Genomic DNA, 17442 nt, shown 5'->3' with positions numbered 1-17442 from the left:
AGGCTGGGCCGGTGCACACCACCATCGACACCGCGACCGAGGTCGTCTCCGGCATCCGCTTCCCCGAGGGCAACCGCTGGCACGACGGCCGGCTCTGGTACTCCGACATGCACACGGGCGAGGTGTTCTCCCTCGACCCGGTCGCGGGCGGCGGGCCACGACTCGAGACGACGATCGAGGGGCAGTCGTCCGGGCTCGGCTGGCTGTCCGACGGTCGGCTGGTCGTCAGTGCGATGAACGCGCGGACGCTCGTCGCCGTCGACGGGGACGGCGCGAGCTCGGTGTTCGCCGACCTGTCGTCGGTCGAGTCCTCGCTCGTCAACGACCTGGTCGTCGACGAAGTGACCGGCCGCACGTACCTCGGCGCCTTCGGGTACGACCTGTACGGCGGCGAGGACCTGCGCCCCGGACCGCTGTGGCTCGTCGACGTGGACGGCTCCGTGCGCCGGGTCGCGGACGGGCTCGTCTTCCCGAACAGCATGAACGTGCTGCCGGGCACCCGCACCCTGGTCGTGAGCGAGACCTGGGGCGGGCGACTGACCGCGTTCGACATCGCGGCCGACGGGTCGCTCGACGGCCGGCGCGAGTGGGCGGCCCTGCCGGACGGCGTCACGCCGGACGGCAGCACGGTCGACACGGAGGGCGGCATCTGGGTGTGCTCGGTGGACACCGGCGAGTTCCTCCGGGTCGTCGAGGGCGGCACGGTCACGGACCGCATCGACGCCCCGGGACTGTGCGCGATCGACTGCGCCCTCGGCGGCGAGGACGGCCGGACGCTGTACCTGGCGACCGCGGACAGCTACGACCCGGCGGTGACGGGTCGGACGCGCGCCGGACGCATCAGCGCGGTCCGGGTCGCGGTCCCGGGCGCGACCGCGTGACGGAGGGGAGGCACGGTGCCAGCTGACACCGTGCCTCCCCTCCGTCCGTTCGTCGTGGCCGTCGACGGGTGTCAGCCGAGCGGCCGCCAGAGCGACAGCGCGGTGATCCAGTTCGGGTCGCCGTGGCCCTGGTGGGACTGCACGGCCTCGTAGGTCCTGCCCTGGTGCGTCACGCGGTCGCCCTTCGTGTACGCGCCGTGCGCGTCCCAACTCGGGTACTCCGAGCCCGCGTCGCCCTTCGTGGTCGCGACGTGCGTGTTCGACGCCGCCGAGGCGATCCCGTCGAGGTTGACGGCCCGGACGGTGTACTCGTGCCGCGAGCCGGCCCGGAGGCCGACGTCGACGAAGTTCGTCGCGCCCGTCTCGCCGACCCGCTCGCCGTCGCGGAACACCTCGTAGCGGACGCCCGCGGTGTCGTCCCCGGCGGTCCACATGAGCGCGACGGTGGACTCCGTCGTGCCCATGTCGTGGAGGTGCTCCGGCATCCGGACGGTCAGGATCGAGTGCGCGACGCCGATGTTGCCCGCTGCGTCGACCGCGCGGACGCCGAAGCTGTAGAGCGCACCCGGCTGCAGCCCCGTCAGCCGCGTCGATCGTGCGGTCGCGGCGTGTTCCTCGAGGACGCGGAACTCGTCCTGCGTGGACCCGAGCTGGACGACCTGGTAGCGGGCGACACCGCGGTCGTCGGACCCGGCACCCCAGGTGATCTCGGCCTCGGTGGAGCTGACCGCGCGGACGGCGGCGTCCGGCACCAGGCCGGGGGCCTCGGTGTCCTCGCCGGGCTCCGGGGTCTCGCCGTCGGCGGGCTGCACGTCGACGTCGATGACGTTGTAGAACGCGTTCGCGGTGTCCGCGACGTCCCAGACCGCGTAGATGACGTGGTAGCCCTCGCGGTCGGACGGGATCGTGATCTCGTGGGACGGGTTGTTCGACGCGGCGGAGCCGTCGTGCGAGACGGTCTCGATGAGCTCGAGGTCGTCGCGGTCGAGCGCGTCGTTCGGGTCCCAGCCCTCCTTGGTCATGAAGTAGCGCCACTGCGACGTCATGTGCGGCGCGGTGAACGTCCAGTCGACGGTGACGTCGCCCTGTTCGACGACGTTCTTCTGCCAGCGGTCCTCGCGCTGTTCGTCGAGCGCCGACCACTGCTCGTGGCCGGCGGAGGCGAGGTGCCCGTCGGCGGGGCCGGAGGCGGGGAAGCCCTTCGGGGCCTCGAGGCTCTGCGGCTCCCACTGCGCGCCGCCCATGTCGCCGTTGGCCTTCAGTGCGGCGCGAGCGGTCAGCGTGTGGGTCGGGTTGCCCGAGTCGTCGCCGACGAACCCGTGTGCGAACGCGGCGGACGGGATGAGGACGGTGGCGCCGATCGCGACGGCGGCCGAGGCACACAGCAGTGCGACGGGCTTGTGGGGACGCATGGGGATCCGATCTGTCGTGGTCGTGCGGGGCTGGCCCGCCTGCGCAGCACGATCGCAGCCACAGGACCGGTGACGGGGGTCGACGAAGGTGGACATCGGTGCGCTCGACGCCCTCGGTGCTGGTGCGCGATGATGCTCGGGACGGGTTCGTGCGCCGCGCGGACCGACGGAGGGCGGGCGTGAGCACCACCCGTGACGAAGGAGTCGAGATGGCGACCGTGTTCAGCGAGGCGGAGCGCGCAGCGATGCAGCAGGCGGCCGACGAGCGTCGGGCGACGCGAGGGCTGAAGGGAGCGGCGAAGCGCGAGGCCGAACGCGAGGCCTGCACCACCGCCATCGAGCAGCTCACCGGCTTCGACCAGACCCTCGCCTCGCGGTTCCACGTCCTGGTGACGGAGGTCGCGCCCGACCTCGATCCGAAGACCTGGTACGGATTCCCCTCGTACGCCCGGGACGGCAAGGTCGTGACGTTCGTGCAGCCGGCGTCGAAGTTCGGGTCGCGGTACGCCACGATCGGGTTCCAGGAGGACGCAGCGCTGGACGACGGCGCGATGTGGGCCACCTCGTTCGCGGTCGTCGAGTGGACCGACGACGTCGAGGGACGGCTCCGCGACCTCGTCCGCCGGGCTGCGGGCACCGGTGGGGCGACCGCCGGATGACCGTGGTCGACGAGGGCCTGCTGTACGACCTCTGCAGTCGGGCGCGCATCGTGCAGGTGCGGTCGGTGTCGTCCGAGGCGGGACTGCGGGGTCTGACGGATCTCGTCCGTCGGGCCGCCGGGTGCGCCGACACGTACTCCCACGAACGCGTCGTCGCCCTGATCGAGTCCGCACCACGTCCGGTCGGCTTCCGGTACGGCGTCGCACGTCTCGAGGCCGTCAGTGCGGCGCGCACCGACCCACCGGAGTCCTACGCCGGCGACGAGCGCCGCGACCACCGGGCCGCGCAGGACGCGCTCCTCCGGGCGGTCGGGCGGGACTCAGGTGAGCCGGCCCCCGGTCCGCTCGGCGTCGCGCGGAACGTCGTCGAGCAGCTCCTGCTGCGCTGGTTCTAGCGCACCGTCGGTGGGCGTCGATCAGCCGACCGTGTGCGGACGGGAGGCGCGCTGCGAGCCCGCCCCGTGCCTCCCGTCCGCGTCCGGCTGAGCCGGCCGGCTACTCGTACCGCAGCGCCGCCACCGGTGCCGCGCGCACGGCCCGGGCCGCAGGCCCGAGCGCCGCGGCGAGCCCGGTGGCCGATGCCCCGACCAGGACGACGACCAGGAGCCGACCGGGCACCACGGGCGCGGTGAGCGTCGCGCCCTTCGTCGCGCCGAGCAGCGTGTACGCCCCCGCCCAGCCGTAGGCGGTGCCGAGCAGGACCCCGAGCACGACGGCCACGGCGATCGTGATCGCGGTCTCGACCAGCACGAGCGCCCGGACCTGCCCTCGGGTCGCGCCGACGACCCGCAGCAGTCCGAGTTCACGGCTCCGCTGCGCGATCGTCAGCGCGGTCACGGCGACGACACCGGCGGCGGCGATGACCCCGGCCGCGCCGACGAGCCCGGTGAACATCACGGCCAACTGGTCGAACTGCTCCTGGATGCCCCGGTAGTACTCCGGGTCGTCGGCGGCCTGCTGCTGGAGCATCGCCGCGTAGGTCGCGAACCCGACCGAGAACGTGGCCATGAGCGTGACGGCGATGAGCAGCCCGACGGTCGTACGGGCGGTCCGCTTCGGCGCGCGGAGCGAGTTGCGGGCGGCCATCGCGGGCACGACGGAGCGCGCCGACGCGGCCGCGACCAGGCGGAGGACGGCGGGCAGGAGCACCGGTGACGCGACGACGACGCCCGTGAACGACAGCGCACCGCACGCCACGGCGAGGAGCAGCGCGTCGACGGTCGACGCCCCGAGGACGACGGCGACGCCGAGGCCCGCGCCGCCGACCACGAAGAGGGCGCCGGCCGTGACGGCGCGTCCCACGGAGCGGGACGCTCCGGGCGGCGCTTCGATGCCGGCGTCCAGGGCGCGCAGGGGCGGGATGCCGAGGACGGCGCGTGAACCGATGCGGAACGCGGCCGTGGTGATCGCGGCGACGAGCAACCCGATCGGCACCAGCGCAGGCGGGGCGAGGAGACCGAGGGGCGGGAGCGACCCGAGCGCAGCGGCGACGGCGAGCCCGGCGTCGGCGACCAGGGCGCCGGCGACGGTGCCGACGACCGCGCCGACGAGCCCGCTGACCATGCCGGTGCGGGTGACCTGCCACCGCAGGTGGGTGCCGGTGGCACCGAGCACGCGCTGCAGGGCCAACGACCGGGTCTGACCGGCGATGACCGTCGCGCAGGTGTTCGACGCGACGACGGCGCTGACGTAGAGCGCCACCCCGATGAACACCCACGCGACGACCGGCAGGATCAGGGCGACCGTGGCGCTCGAACCGGTGCGGGCACCGAGTTCGACGATCCGCCGTGCCGCGTCGGCACCGGTCACCACCAGGGCGCCGAGTCCGGCGGACAGTGCGGCGACGGAGACGGTGGCGCGGTCCTCGACGAGCACCCGGAAGGGGAGGCGGTGGTCACCTCGTCGACGCCGCCCGCGGTGACGGGACACGCTCAGGACCCGCCGTCGCCCGGGTTCGGCGTCCACGCCACCCAGCGGGATCCCGCCGAGGTCATCGACCAGCCGCCGCACTGCAGGACGGAGGTCGCCGCGTACACGTCGGGGGCGCCGTCGACGTCCATGGTGGGCGCGGACTTCCGCGGCGTCGTCGTGCAGCCGTCGGCGGTGACGCCGTCGCGGCTCGTGAAGACCAGCGTCGTCGGCGTCGTGTCGGACTCCTTGCCGCCCGTGCCGGAAACGGACGTGATCGCCGTCGCGTCGTCGGGGAGCCAGGCCGGTGCGGACCGCAGGTCGGCGCGGGTCGATGCCTCGGAGGTGACCCGGTCGTGCGCTGCGTCGCCGAGGGCGGAGCAGCCGGTCAGGGTGACCGTGGCGAGCGCGAGCGCGCCTGCGGTCAGGACGGTCGTGGTGGTGCGGGGCATGTCGGGCCTTTCGTGGTGGTGCTCTCGATCACAGCGGACCGGGGCCACCGGCGGGATCGGCTCAGAGGAGGACCGTCGTGCTCCTCCGGGATGACATCCGGTGACGGGCTACTCGAACATCTCGGCGAGGGCCGCGTGGGGGTCCCCGTCGAACACGTGCGCGGACGGTGGCTCCGGCCAGTGCGTCGTGCCGTCGTCCGACCAGCACGGCACGACGTGGAAGTGCAGGTGCGGCACGCTCTGCCCGGCGTCCGTGCCCGAGGCCTGCAGCAGGACGGTGCCGGTCGCGTCGAGCGCACCCCGCATGGCGCGGGCGACCCGGCGCGCGAGGGCGGTGCACGCGGCGAGCGAGGTCGGGTCGGCGCTGAGCAGGTCGGCGGTGTGCTCGACGGGCACGACGAGGGTGTGCCCGGGAGCCAGTGCGGAGTCGGCCAGGGGTGCGAAGGCGACCGCGTGCTCCTCGCGCTCGACCCAGGTCGCCGGTGCGCTGCCGTCGATGATGCTGCAGAACGGGCACGTGTCCATCGCCCCAGTCTGGAGCAGCGGGGGACAAGGACCGCGCATCCTGCGGATGCCGTGGCGGGCCCGGCCTAGCGTGGGATCGTCATGGCAGCTGAACACCGCAAACCCGTCGAGCCCGATGCGGCTCCCACCGTCGCGCACCACGCTGCGCACCACGCCGCCACCGCCGAGCATCCCGAGACGGAGCAGGCAGAGCGGGAGCAACGGCACCCCGAGCAGCAGGGCGGCGACGAGCCGGACCCGAACCGCTGGAAGGCCCTCGTCATCTGCCTGCTCGGCGGCGGCATCGTCCTGCTCGACGTGTCGATCGTCAACGTCGCGCTCCAGTCCATCTCGAGCGGCCTGCCCGGTGCGACCCCCGAGGCCGTGCAGTGGATCCTCTCGGGGTACGCCCTGGCGTTCGGCCTGCTCCTCGTGCCGGGCGGACGCCTCGGTGACGCCTCCGGTCGCCGGCGCATGTTCGTCATCGGTGTCGGACTGTTCACCGTCGCGAGCGCCCTCTGCGGCTTCGCGCCGAACGGCCTGGTCCTGGTGATCGCCCGTCTCGTCCAGGGCTTCGCGGGCGGTCTGCTCACCCCGCAGGTCACCGCCCTCATCCAGCAGCTCTTCCGCGGCAAGGAGCGCGGCACGGCCTTCGGGCTCTTCGGCGCGACGGTCGGCATCGCCACCGCCATCGGCCCGCTCGTCGGCGGCCTGCTCATCACCGCCTTCGGCACCGAGAACGGCTGGCGCTTCGTCTTCTTCGTGAACCTGCCCGTCGGACTCGTCACGATCCTCCTGGCCTTCCGCTACCTACCGGCGGCCGCGAAGGCCGAGCGCGGCCGGAAGCACGACTTCGATCCCGTCGGCATCGTCCTGCTCGGTGCGGCGGTGGTCGCGCTGCTGCTGCCGTTCGTGCAGTCGGAGGAGTGGAAGAGCAACGCGAAGTGGTGGCTGGTCGTCGCCGCGGTCGTGTTCGCCGTCCTGTTCGTGCTGTGGGAGCGCCACTACGGCCGCAGCAAGGAGCCGGTCGTCGACCTGCGGCTGTTCCGCCGTCGGTCGTTCTCGCTCGGTGTGGGCCTGGCGACGGTCTACTTCGCCGGCTTCACCCCGCTGTTCTTCGTCCTGACGCTCGCGCTGCAGTCCGGTCTGCAGTACTCCGCACTGCTCGCCGGGCTGGCGTCCGTGCCGTTCGCGATCGGCTCCGGCATCGCCTCGACGATCGGTGGACGTGTCGTGCACCGCTTCGGTCGGCAGCTCATCGTCGTCGGCACGGTGCTGGTCCTGATCGGACTCGGTGGTGTCATCTGGGTCGTCGCGAACCACTACGGACCGGACCTCGGCTGGTGGCTGGTGCTGCCGCTCCTGGTCGGCGGCATCGGTTCGGGACTGACCATCTCGCCGAACCAGACGCTCACGCTCTCGGAGGTCCCGGTGGAGCAGGGCGGTTCGGCCGGCGGGCTCATCCAGGTCGGCGCGCGCGTCGGCTCCGCGATCGGGATCGCCGCCGTCGGCAGCGTCTTCTACTCGACACTCGCGAGCTCGAAGGGCGACTACGCCCAGGGCCTGCCGCTCGGGCTCGGGGTGTCCCTGGTGTTCGTCGCGGCGGCGCTCGTCGCGGGCATCGTCGACGTCGTGGTCGGGAAGGTGCGGCACACGGAGGCCTCCGTCTGAGGCGTCACCCCGGGCGGGTGGTGACCACCTGACGGACGGGAGGCGCGGTGCGAGCTGGCACCGCGCCTCCCGTCCGTCGCGTCCCGGTCTCGTCCGTGCTCGTCGCGCTTCGTACGGAAGGCGCGAGGGATCCTCGGGAAGGGTTGCTCGGATGCGCCCGCTCCGTCAGGATGTCGGCAGAACAGCGGACATCCGCCGCCGGGCTCCTCACCAGCTCCCGCGCCGTCGGACCGAGCAACCACCGGCGTCCGCGTGCACGGATCAGGAGCAACGATGTCAGGACAGTCGAACGCGCCCACTTCACGGCGCACCAGGATCGCGGCCTTCGCGGCCGGCGGGGCCCTCGTGGTCGGCGGGCTCGGGTACACCCTCGCCTCGTGGACGGACACCGAGTGGGTGTTCGGCGGGACCGCCGACGGGGACCCCGCGGTCGGGACATCGACGTTCGAGGTCGAACAGAACGTCACCGGCCTGCCGGGCGACTGGACCCAGTCCGAGCAGGACCCCGGCCAGGCGATGACCTTCACCGCGGACGCGATCGCGCTCTCGCCGGGTGATGCGACGTACGCCGGGGTGTCCCTCCGGACCGTCACCGGATCGATCGCGGGCGACGTCGAGGTGCAGCGTGCCGTCCGCGCCGCCGGCATCCCGGTCGTGGACGCGGGCGACCTGCTCTGGGACGCGTTGCAGGTCCGGGTCGCGACCACCGCGGTCGGTGCGACCTGCGGTGCCGGCTCGTTCACCGCGGGATCCACGATCGTGAGCGGTCCGCTCGCGACCTCGGACGCGACGATTGCGCAGGCGCTCGCCGCGGACGGCGCTTCCGAGCAGGCCTACTGCTTCGAGGTCTCGCTGCCCGCCACACCCGCGCTGCCGGCCGGTGTCGCGCTCGACGCCCTCCAGGGCCGGACCGCCGCGCCGGCCTGGGAGTTCGCGGCCGAGTCGAGGTGACCGGCGGGGCGCACGCTGTCGTCCGGCCGCTCGCTGTGGTGCCCGCGACGGGGCGACGGACCGTGCTGCACCGGGTGCGAGCGGTCGTCGTCGGGCTGGCCGGTGTCGTCGGTGTGCTCTGCGTCGGCTGGTTCGTGATCGCAGCGGCCGCCGGGCTGTCCCTGGTCGTCGTCACCACCGGGTCGATGAGCCCGACGATCCCGGCGGGTTCCGTGGTGGTGTCCGAGCGGGCGGCCGCCGCCGACGTCCGGCCGGGCGACGTGGTCACCGTGCCGCGGCCGGGTGCGACGCTGCCCGTGACGCACCGGGTCGTCACGGTGGAGCGGGTCGACGGCGACCCGGCCGCACGGTCGCTCACGCTGCAGGGCGATGCGAACGACACGGTCGACCGTGACCCCTCGGTCGTCCGCGAGGTCGGGCGGACGGTCGCGTCCGCACCCGGGCTCGGCAGGGTCCTGCAGTGGTCCTCCGCCCCGGCAGCTCGCGGGCTGGTGGTGGCGGTCGTCGGGTTGCTCGTCGTCTGGTCCTGCTGGCCGCCGAGGCGCTCCGTCGAGGACCCGGACGTGGAACGAGGGCGCGCGTGACCGCGATCGGCACCCGGCAACGCCGACGACCCCGGCATGCGCGCGCTCTCCGGCGCGGGACGATCGCCGCAGCCGTCGGGGCAGCCGTCTGCGGGTCACTCGGGGTCGTGGGCAGCGGGGTCGCGGCGGCCACCACCTGGTACCCCGTGCCCGAGAACGGGGCCCCGGGCGGCCTGGTGCTCGAGACGTCGACCCGGTCCCTGTCGGTGCCCGACCTGCAGCCCGGACACCCCGCGTACTGGCAGGTGCACACGGTCGTCGATCGCGACGAGCCGATCCGGACCACCGTGCAGCTGCACCGGGACGGCGCGCTCGTCGAGCACCCGGACGGGCTCCGGCTCACCGTGTCGGCGTGCGAGGAACCCTGGCAGGGCCTCGACGCGACGCCGATCTGCGAGGGCGGCAGCATCCCCGGCGACGCGGTCGTCTCCGCCGATCCGAGCACCCCGCGCAGCGTCGACGCCGTGCCCGTGCCGGTGGTCGACCCCGACGCCGACGGCGAGACGTGGCTGCTCGTCGAGCTCGCGATCGCCGACTCGGCGCGTGCCGCTGCCGACGACGACCTCATGGGGCTCACCGCGACCGTCGGGCTCGGGGTGACCGCGAGCGCCGACGAGCCGATCGACGGCCACCCGGAGGCGGCGGAGCCGGACCCGGGCCCGCACTCGGACCCGGTGGGGCGGGCGCCGACGTCCGGCGCGGGGTTGCTCGCGAGCACCGGCGCCGGGTTCGCCGCACCGGTGCTCCTGGCGGCAGCGCTCGTGCTCACCGGCGTCGCAGTGCGGCTGCGGCGGTCCGCCACGGGACGGCCCCAGCGGCCCTCCCCGGAGCTGCCGGGAGACCCCCGGTGACCCCGGCGACGTGGCGGGGGAGCGCCGCGGTGCGACGACCGCCCGGCGGCCGGAGCACGGTCGTGGTGGCCGTCACCACGGTGGTCGCCGCCGTGGTGGCCGTCACCGTGCCGGTCGTCACCCCGTCGACCGCGTCCTGGCAGGACCACGAGTGGGTTCACGGCGACGGTGCGGTGGGCACCTCGTCGTTCGCGTGCGGCGAGGACGTCGACTACACCGCTCGATCGACCAGCCGGTTCCTCGGCGGGACGCTGGCCGGCCAGGACCTCGACGGTGTCGCGTCCGTGCGCGGGCTCGACGTGACGAAGACCGGCACCCAGGGCTCCACGGTCAGCCCGGCGACGGCGCCGGAGATCACCCGCACGGAGACGACGGCCGCCTACGGCAACCCGCTCGACGTCGGTGCGCTCGGCGACGTGCTCGGGCTCGACCTGACCGGCCTCGGCGTCGGACTGCCCGCGGGGTCGGCGGGCGCCGTGAACCAGGTCGCGACCTCGGTCGCCACGGGGCGGTCCGTCGCCGCGTCCGGGCTCGTCAGTGACTCCGGCGGCGTGCTCGTCACGGACACGACCCCGACCGAGGCGCTGCCGGAGCCGGCGACCCTCGACCTCGGACAGGCGCTGCCGGTGCTCACGGGGGTCTCGGACGTCGGGCTCGAGGTCGGCGCGGTCGGGTCCTCCGCACAGCTCGAGGGCTGCGACCTGCTCGAGGACGAGGTGTGGGGGACCGCTGCCGCGACCGGATCCGGAGCGCGGACGGCCCGCCCGGCGCTGCTGGCCACCACCGGGACCACGGCCGCGGCCGCTGCCGAGGGCCCCAGCGTCACGCGGGGCTACGGGGTCGCCGGCCTCGACCTGCGCATCGACAGCCCCCTGGTGTCGTCGCTCACCACGTCGGTGAACGGCACCCTCGCGACGCTCGACCGCTCCGTCGCGGCCCTCGCCGGACGCGACGGGTTGCTGTCCCGGGCGATCCAGCGGAACATCGCCGGCAGCCTCACCAGCGGACTCGGCCTCGGACGCGTCGGCGGGACCGTCACCCTCGAGGGCACGAGCGTGACCACCGCGCTCGCCCCCGTGCTCGCGCAGCCGCTGACCGACGGCACGGTGACCGTGGACCTGACGTCCGGCAGCGTGCGGGTGGACCTCGCGCACCTGCTCGGCGACGACGTGTCAGGGCTCAACGACCTGCCACCGAACACCGAGATCGTCCTCGACGCCGCACTGGTGAACGCGGTGACCGCCCGGCTCGGCGCGCTCCTCGACGCCTGGACGCAACGGGTGACGGGCCTCGTCACCACCGCCCTCGACGACCTTCGCCTCCGCGTGGCACTCGACGTGGACCTGGACCTGCTCGGCATCCCCCTGGTGCAGCTCAACGTCCGGCTCGACAGCGGGGTGCGGGCGGTGCTCGACGGGAGGAGCTCGCTGACGGTCGGGACGACGTTGCTGGGCGCGAGCCTCGGGCTGCTCACGGGGGTCGTCAGCGCACTGGTCACACGGCTCGTCGCCGGGTTGCCCGCCGTGGTGCTCGCGACCCTCCGGGACGAGCTCGTCCCGGTCGCCGGTTCCCTCGGCACGACGCTGGCCCGAGCCAGCGCGCCCGTCGTGAACGCGGCAGGAGCCGTCCTGTCGCGTCTGCCCGCCGTGCTCTCGGTGCGGGTCAACGTGCAACGGGACGTGCCGGGCTCGCGCGACGGTCGCCTGGCGCGCACCGGTGCGTACTCGGTGACCGCGATCAGCATCGCGCTCGCAGGTCCGTCGGGCGGGACGCCCCTCGCCGCCGTCGACCTGGCGTCGTCGACGGTCGGTCCGAACCTCGTGGACCTCGGGCGCCCGGGGCGCTGACCGGCACGGGCGAGGGTGCGAGTGGGCGTTACCCTTCCCCCGTGCGCTCCCGTCTCCGCCGCCAGGCGCCCGCCCTCGTGCTGGCCGCCCTCGCCGTCTGTGCCGTCGTCGTCGCGGTCGCAGCCGAGCAGGCCGCCTGGCCGCTCGCCCCTGCGTTCCCCTGGGCGCACGCGACCGACGCGTCGTCCGTCGCGACGAAGAGCCAGTTCGAGACGGCGACCGCGGCCCGCACCGTGGCGTGGGCCTCGACCGCGCTCGCCGCGGTGCTCGTCCTGGCCTCCGTGGTCGCGGCGGCGGCACGTCGCCGTCGCACCTGACCGGTCGCCCGTCACCGGCCACCGGACGGGAGGCGCGCTGCCGACCCGCCGCGTGCCTCCCGTCCGTCCCGGGGTGACCGGGTGGCGGACGGGAGGCGCGCTGCCGTCCCGCCCCGCGCCTCCCGTCCGCCTCGTCGCTGCTTGCATCGCCTCGTCGCCTCGTCGCCTCGTCGCCTCGTTGCCTCGTCGCCTCGCCGCCTCGCCATCTCGCCGCCTCGCCATCTCGCCGCCTAGCCGTCTCGCCGCGACCGGTGGCCGGTCGGCGGCGGCGCGTCATCCCGCAGGATGATCCGCAGCGCGCGCCGCGGCCCTAGGTTTCGACAGCGGGGGCGCCTCCCCGCAGCCGAGCCAGGGAAGACACCGCGAGCCAGGGAAGACACCGTGACCCGACACCCGAAGCGACCGTTCGCGGTCCGATCCGCCGCCGTCCTGGCGATCGCCGCCGTCGTCACCGGTGTGCTGGCGCTACCCGCCCACGCCGACCCTGCTGACGCCTCCGCCGTCGCACCGGTCGCGCAGGGCGACGACTGGACCGTGACCCCCACCGCCGGGGGCTACGACGTCACGCTCGACCTCGACGCCCCACTGCCGATCCGCGCCGCCGCCCCGGTGCTGGTCGTCGACGGGCAGGACGTCGGTGTCGCCCGGACGAGCCTCGACCAGCGGCAGGTGACCGTCACCACCGCCGACCCCGCCGTCGCCCGGGCGTCGGACGTCTCGCTCGGCTGGACGAGCGACGTCGACCAGTCCGCTCCCGCCGCGGCGCCGCAGGTCGTGGCCCCGCAGGCCGCTCCCGCGGACGCCCCGGCTCCCATCGACGCCGACCCGGCGGCCACCGGGACGTACGCGGTCGCACGGGCCGACTACGACCTCGGCACGCAGTCGGAGACGATCCGCGGATTCGGCGGTCGCAAGGGGGAGATGCGCGCCGCGGTCTTCCTGCCGAAGGGCGCGCCGGGCAAGCGGCCGGTCGTCGTGTTCCTGCACGGGCGGCACGAGGCGTGTGCCGGTGGGACGCCGACCGACGCCGGGTGGCCGTGCGGTCGCGGGCAGACCGACATCCCGAGCTACCGGGGGTACGCCGCCGCCGGCACCGCGCTCGCGAGCAACGGGTACGTCGTCGTGTCGATCTCGGCGAACGCGATCAACGCCCTCGACGGCACCTACGCCGACGACGGGGGAGCGGTCGCCCGCGGGCAGCTCGTGCTCGACCACCTCGACCTGCTCCGCAAGGCCGACGCCGGCCAGGAGCAGCGCCTGTCGCCGCTGCTCGTCGGCAAGCTCGACCTGTCCGACGTCGGGCTCATGGGGCACTCCCGCGGCGGGGACGGCGTCGTCCGCGCCGCCGTGCTGAACCAGCAGCGGTCGAAGCCGTTCGGCATCAAGGCCGTGCTGCCCCTCGCACCGACCGACTTCGGGCGGATGACCCTGCCCGACACGAACACCGCGGTCGTCCTGCCGTACTGTGACGGCGACGTGTCCGACCTGCAGGGACAGCACTTCTTCGACGACTCCCGGACCGCCTACGGCGACGACGTGCTGCGTTCCTCGATCCTCGTGATGGGCGCGAACCACAACTTCTTCAACACGACGTGGACCCCGGGGAAGTACCCGCTGGCGTCCTCCGACGACTGGTGGGACGACACCGACGCGGTCTGCGGTCCGAAGGCGAAGACCTCCACCCGGCTGTCCGCAGCGAAGCAGTACGCCGTCGGGACGAGCCTGGTGAGCGGGTTCTTCCGCCTGACGCTGGGCGGCGAGCAGCAGTTCCTGCCGTACTTCGACGGCAGCGGTCGGAAGCCCGCCTCGCTCGGCACGGCGGACGTCCGGGTGACGGCGTCGCTGCCCGGGGCGGGTCGACGTGACCTCGCGCTGTTCACCGCCGCCGACCGTGCGGTCACGACGACCGGCCAGGTCACGGCCACGACGTGCGCGAGCGTGAGCGACGTGCAGGCGGAGCCCGCGCTGCCCGCGTGCGTCTCGTCGGCGTCGAACGCGCCGGACTTCACGCCGGCATGGCTCGCCCCGGCGGTCCCCGCGACGCCGTCGCTGCACGTCGCCCCGACCCGCGCACTGACCGGTGGTCAGGTGCACGTCGCGGTGCCGGCCGCGCGGGGCGACCTGTCCCGGTTCGCCAGCCTGTCCCTCCGGCTGGCCCCTGATGACACCTCGCGGACGAACGCCGACGTCACGCTCAGCCTGCGCGACGCTGCCGGGCACGTCGCGAAGCAGCGACTCGCCGACGTCAGCCGCGCCGGGCAGCGCCTGCCCGGATCGCGGAACGCCCCGCGGAAGACCCTGCTCCAGCAGGCGCAGGTGCCGCTGTCGGCGTTCGCGGGGGTCGACCTGACCGCCGTGCGCGAGGTCGTGCTCGACGTGCCGGCGGGCAACGGCGGCGTGCTGCTCAGCGACCTGTCGGTCCTGCCGACGTCGTCGCTCGGGACCCCGCACGTCGTCGACCGCCCGACCGTCCGGATCGCCGACCGCGTCGTCGACGAGGGTTCCGGCCGGGCCACGGTCCGCGCGGCCGTCGTCCTGTCGCGGCCGGCGCAGCAGACGGCCACGGCGTACTTCGACCTGGCCGAGGTGTACGACGACCACGTCACCCCGACCATGCAGCCCGTCGTGTTCCGGCCCGGCGAGGTGTGCAAGGCCGTCTCCGTGCCCGTCCTCGGAGACCGGCGCGCGTCGACGTCCCAGACGACCGGCTACCCGATGACCGTGAGCAACACCCAGGGCGGCGCGGTGCTCGGCGATGCGACCGGCACGCTGACCGTGCGCGAGGACGACGGGGTCCGCGACGACCGAGGCCGCGTCGTGGCGTCCGCCCAGCCGGTCGGCGTCGCGGGGGACCCGTGCACCGAGGCGCTGGCGAAGCCCACGACGGTGACGCCGAGCGCCGCGACGGTGCAGCGGGGGAAGCGCGTGACCTTCTCGGCGAGCGGGTTCCGAGCCGGCGAGGGCGTGCGCTTCCGGGTCGAGCAGACCACCGTGGCCTGGGTGAAGGCGGACGCCAAGGGCCGTGTCTCGCTGGCCTTCGACGGGACCGCCTCGCTCAGCGTGGCGAAGCACACCGTCTCGGTCCTCGGCGCGGGGTCGCGGCGGACCGGGTCGGGTACGTTCTCGGTACGGAAGTGACGGGGACGGACGTCTCCGGAGGGGGCATCGTGGACGAGCAGACAGCACAGCGCACCGGCCAGCGGCCGATCGTCGTCACCGTCGCGGTGGCGATCTGGTGGGTGGTGCTCGCCGTGCGGATCCTGTCCGTCGTGGTCCGTGTCGTCCAACAGGATGCGGAGGACCCGGGAATGCTGCCGGCGGCCCTGGTGGGCGGCGTCCTCGGGGTCGCGCTCAGCGTGTTCCTGGCGTGGGTCGCGCTCCGGATGGGCCGGGGATCCGACACCGCTCGGATCTGGTTGGCGGTGCTCGCCGCCCTCGCGGTCGTCTCGGGCGTGGTCTCCGTCGCCACCGGGACGCTGACGTGGGGCGTCCTCGACCCCGCGGCGCTCGGCGTGGCCGCCGTCCTGAGCTACCTGCCGTCGGCCCGCGCCTGGTTCCCGCGGTTCGAGCGTCGGCCGCGCCAGGCGGAGCCGCGCACGATCGGATGGGACCCGCAGACCGGCGAGCGGATCACCGAGCAGCACGGAGTCGACGGCCGGGGCTGACCGGGCCGCCACGGTACGGACGGGTGGTCCGACACGCCGGCACGGGAACCGATCCGGCGTGTGCGGACACCACGTGACATGAACCAGATCACGGGGGACCGGGCCGACTGGGCCCTGAGCCTGGCGGGGGACGGGCAGGCCTTCGGGCGGGTGTTCGACCGGCACGCCGCACGGCTCCGCAGACACGCGGTCGGCCTCGTCGCCGGACCGGGGGCGTCCGCCGCGGCAGCCGACGCTGACGACGTCGTCGCGATGACCTTCCTCGAAGCGTGGCGACGCCGCGAGGACGTCCGCTTCGTCGACGACTCGCTGCTGCCGTGGCTCCTCGTCACGGCGACGAACACGGCGCACAACGTCACCCGCTCGGCCCGCAGGCACCGCGCGTTCCTCGGGCGGTTCCCCCTGCCCGAGGCCGCTCCGGACCCGGCGGAGCACTTCTCCGACGGCGGTGCGGTCGCGGCGATGGGCCGACTCTCACTCGACGACCAGCGCGTCCTGACCCTCTGCGTGCTCGAGGGACTCGGCGAGCGTGAGGCCGCAGCCGTCCTCGGTGTGCGGCCCGGGACGGTCAAGTCCCGACTCCACCGGGCGAAGGCCCGGCTCCACCAGCGGTACACAGCCACAGCGGAACCCCTCGGAGGCGCACTGTGAACGACGACATCTCCCCCCGCCTGACCACGATGCGCGACGCCCTCGTCGCCGAGGTCGACCGGTCCGGCCCTTCCGGGGCCGCCCCCGTCCGTCGCCGACGCCCGACCCGGGCGACCGTGCTGGCCGTGCTCGCGGCTTTCGTCGTCGGTGGTGGTCTGACCGGCGGACTGACCGCGGCAGCGCTGCCGGGAGCCGACCCGGACGCGGCCGTCGAGGCCGAGCTGGCGACGTCCGCCCGGGGGCTGGTCGAGGAGGCCAACCACGCGACGCTCCTCGGCACCCCCGTGTTCGGCGTCGCACACGGCGACCGGACGCTCACCCTGCGGGACCGGCCGGCGGGGGCGGACGCCGTCGCGGTGATGTGGACGTGCCTCGACCCGGCGGACGTGCGCGTGACGATCGACGGGACGCGCGCAGACGTCGGCGACCGGTGCCTGCCGTCGACCGAGGACGTCCAGCGGATCCCGTGGCACCTCCAGCCGACCGCGGGAGGGGACGCCACGGTCACGGTGACGAGTGACGGTCCGGCACGTTCGGCGGTGTGGGCGTCGTGGGTGCGGCGCGCGACGATCGCCGAGCCGTCCCCGCAGCAGGACGCGGAGACCGCCGACGGGGTCGTGACGCTGCAGGAGTACACGACGGCGTTCAACCGGCTGCAGGCGTGCATGGCGCAGGCGGGGCACCCGATGGGCGTGGTCCCGCTCACGTACTTCGCCGACGGACTCTGGAGCTCCACGCCGGGTGGGGACGGCCCCTGGTACCACTACGGCATCCCGTCGGAGGGCGTCGAGGCCTTCGACACCCAGTGCTACCCGCGCGAGTTCGAGGCGGTCGACACGATCTGGCAGGGCGAGCACCCGGAACCCTGAACCGACGTCAGGACGGTGGTGTCCGTGGACAGACGAGGGTGCCGGCTGCGACAAGGCCGCTGTCGTACGACAGCGGCCTTGTCGCAACACGTCCGGAGCGACCGAGGGACGGCCTCGTACGACAACGTCGTCGTCGTGAGACAGCGGTCTCGCCGGCAGCCGTGGGAACGAGTACCGCGGACCGCGGGGTCGTCCAGGCGCCCGACCAGGGCCCGCGGCG

At 74.2% G+C, this 17442-nt stretch carries 17 protein-coding genes; 13 read left to right on the top strand and 4 right to left on the bottom strand.

What is annotated here, in order from left to right; all coding sequences use genetic code 11:
• Positions 1-11 precede the first annotated feature (11 nt).
• Complete coding sequence (locus tag QUG93_RS14680) at positions 12-881, top strand: SMP-30/gluconolactonase/LRE family protein (RefSeq protein ID WP_289475082.1); 870 nt, start codon at positions 12-14, stop codon at positions 879-881.
• 71 nt (positions 882-952) lie between these two features.
• Here the strand turns inward: QUG93_RS14680 and QUG93_RS14675 are convergent, their stop codons facing one another.
• The gene (locus QUG93_RS14675) at positions 953-2293 is read right to left on the bottom strand and encodes a lytic polysaccharide monooxygenase (RefSeq protein ID WP_353067777.1); all 1341 of its coding nucleotides are present in this window, start codon (positions 2291-2293) and stop codon (positions 953-955) included.
• Positions 2294-2502: 209 nt separating this feature from the next.
• Between QUG93_RS14675 and QUG93_RS14670 the strand changes: the two genes are divergently transcribed.
• Positions 2503-2952 carry a hypothetical protein gene (locus tag QUG93_RS14670; RefSeq protein ID WP_289475217.1) on the top strand — a complete coding sequence of 150 codons (450 nt, stop codon included), beginning with the start codon at positions 2503-2505 and terminating at the stop codon, positions 2950-2952.
• Positions 2949-3347 carry a hypothetical protein gene (locus QUG93_RS14665; protein ID WP_289475073.1) on the top strand — a complete coding sequence of 133 codons (399 nt, stop codon included), beginning with the start codon at positions 2949-2951 and terminating at the stop codon, positions 3345-3347. The genes QUG93_RS14670 and QUG93_RS14665 overlap by 4 nt, the downstream gene beginning before the upstream one ends.
• Before the next feature lie 100 nt (positions 3348-3447).
• Here QUG93_RS14665 and QUG93_RS14660 read toward each other — a convergent pair whose 3' ends face one another.
• The 3 genes from QUG93_RS14660 to QUG93_RS14650 all read right to left on the bottom strand — a co-directional run bounded on the left by QUG93_RS14660 (position 3448) and on the right by QUG93_RS14650 (position 5837).
• Positions 3448-4881, bottom strand: a complete 1434-nt coding sequence (locus QUG93_RS14660; protein WP_289475071.1) for an ABC transporter permease — start codon at positions 4879-4881, stop codon at positions 3448-3450.
• A 2-nt stretch (positions 4882-4883) separates the two neighbouring features.
• Positions 4884-5312: a hypothetical protein gene (locus QUG93_RS14655; RefSeq protein WP_289475070.1), complete on the bottom strand. Its 429-nt coding sequence runs from the start codon at positions 5310-5312 to the stop codon at positions 4884-4886.
• Positions 5313-5420: 108 nt separating this feature from the next.
• The gene (locus QUG93_RS14650; RefSeq protein ID WP_289475068.1) at positions 5421-5837 is read right to left on the bottom strand and encodes an HIT family protein; all 417 of its coding nucleotides are present in this window, start codon (positions 5835-5837) and stop codon (positions 5421-5423) included.
• An 81-nt stretch (positions 5838-5918) separates the two neighbouring features.
• Here QUG93_RS14650 and QUG93_RS14645 point away from each other — a divergent pair, with 81 nt between their 5' ends.
• The 10 genes from QUG93_RS14645 to QUG93_RS14600 all read left to right on the top strand — a co-directional run bounded on the left by QUG93_RS14645 (position 5919) and on the right by QUG93_RS14600 (position 17222).
• The gene (locus QUG93_RS14645; RefSeq protein WP_289475064.1) at positions 5919-7487 is read left to right on the top strand and encodes an MFS transporter; all 1569 of its coding nucleotides are present in this window, start codon (positions 5919-5921) and stop codon (positions 7485-7487) included.
• A gap of 273 nt (positions 7488-7760) precedes the next feature.
• Positions 7761-8438, top strand: coding sequence for an acyl-CoA dehydrogenase (locus QUG93_RS14640; RefSeq protein WP_289475061.1), 678 nt, complete (start codon positions 7761-7763; stop codon positions 8436-8438).
• 38 nt (positions 8439-8476) lie between these two features.
• Positions 8477-9022, top strand: coding sequence for a signal peptidase I (locus QUG93_RS14635; RefSeq protein ID WP_289475058.1), 546 nt, complete (start codon positions 8477-8479; stop codon positions 9020-9022).
• Positions 9019-9873 (top strand): hypothetical protein, encoded by an 855-nt coding sequence (locus tag QUG93_RS14630; RefSeq protein WP_289475056.1) that lies wholly within the window; start codon positions 9019-9021, stop codon positions 9871-9873. The genes QUG93_RS14635 and QUG93_RS14630 overlap by 4 nt, the downstream gene beginning before the upstream one ends.
• Positions 9874-9938: 65 nt before the next feature.
• Positions 9939-11720: a choice-of-anchor G family protein gene (locus QUG93_RS14625; RefSeq protein ID WP_289475054.1), complete on the top strand. Its 1782-nt coding sequence runs from the start codon at positions 9939-9941 to the stop codon at positions 11718-11720.
• Between the two features lie 41 nt (positions 11721-11761).
• Positions 11762-12037, top strand: coding sequence for a hypothetical protein (locus tag QUG93_RS14620; protein WP_289475052.1), 276 nt, complete (start codon positions 11762-11764; stop codon positions 12035-12037).
• Between the two features lie 381 nt (positions 12038-12418).
• Positions 12419-15175 carry an alpha/beta hydrolase gene (locus tag QUG93_RS14615; RefSeq protein ID WP_289475049.1) on the top strand — a complete coding sequence of 919 codons (2757 nt, stop codon included), beginning with the start codon at positions 12419-12421 and terminating at the stop codon, positions 15173-15175.
• A 29-nt stretch (positions 15176-15204) separates the two neighbouring features.
• Entirely contained in the window at positions 15205-15702 is a 498-nt protein-coding gene (locus QUG93_RS14610; RefSeq protein WP_289475047.1) for a hypothetical protein, read from the top strand.
• Positions 15703-15780: 78 nt separating this feature from the next.
• Positions 15781-16353: an RNA polymerase sigma factor gene (locus QUG93_RS14605; RefSeq protein ID WP_289475046.1), complete on the top strand. Its 573-nt coding sequence runs from the start codon at positions 15781-15783 to the stop codon at positions 16351-16353.
• A complete protein-coding gene (locus tag QUG93_RS14600) occupies positions 16350-17222 on the top strand; it encodes a hypothetical protein (RefSeq protein WP_289475044.1) in 873 nt (290 codons plus the stop codon). The genes QUG93_RS14605 and QUG93_RS14600 overlap by 4 nt, the downstream gene beginning before the upstream one ends.
• Positions 17223-17442 lie beyond the last annotated feature (220 nt).

The organism is Curtobacterium caseinilyticum (assembly GCF_030363035.1).
Taxonomy (GTDB): Bacteria; Actinomycetota; Actinomycetes; order Actinomycetales; family Microbacteriaceae; genus Curtobacterium; species Curtobacterium caseinilyticum.
Note: the sequence above shows the minus strand (reverse complement) of the source record. Positions and strands in the feature narration are given on the sequence as shown.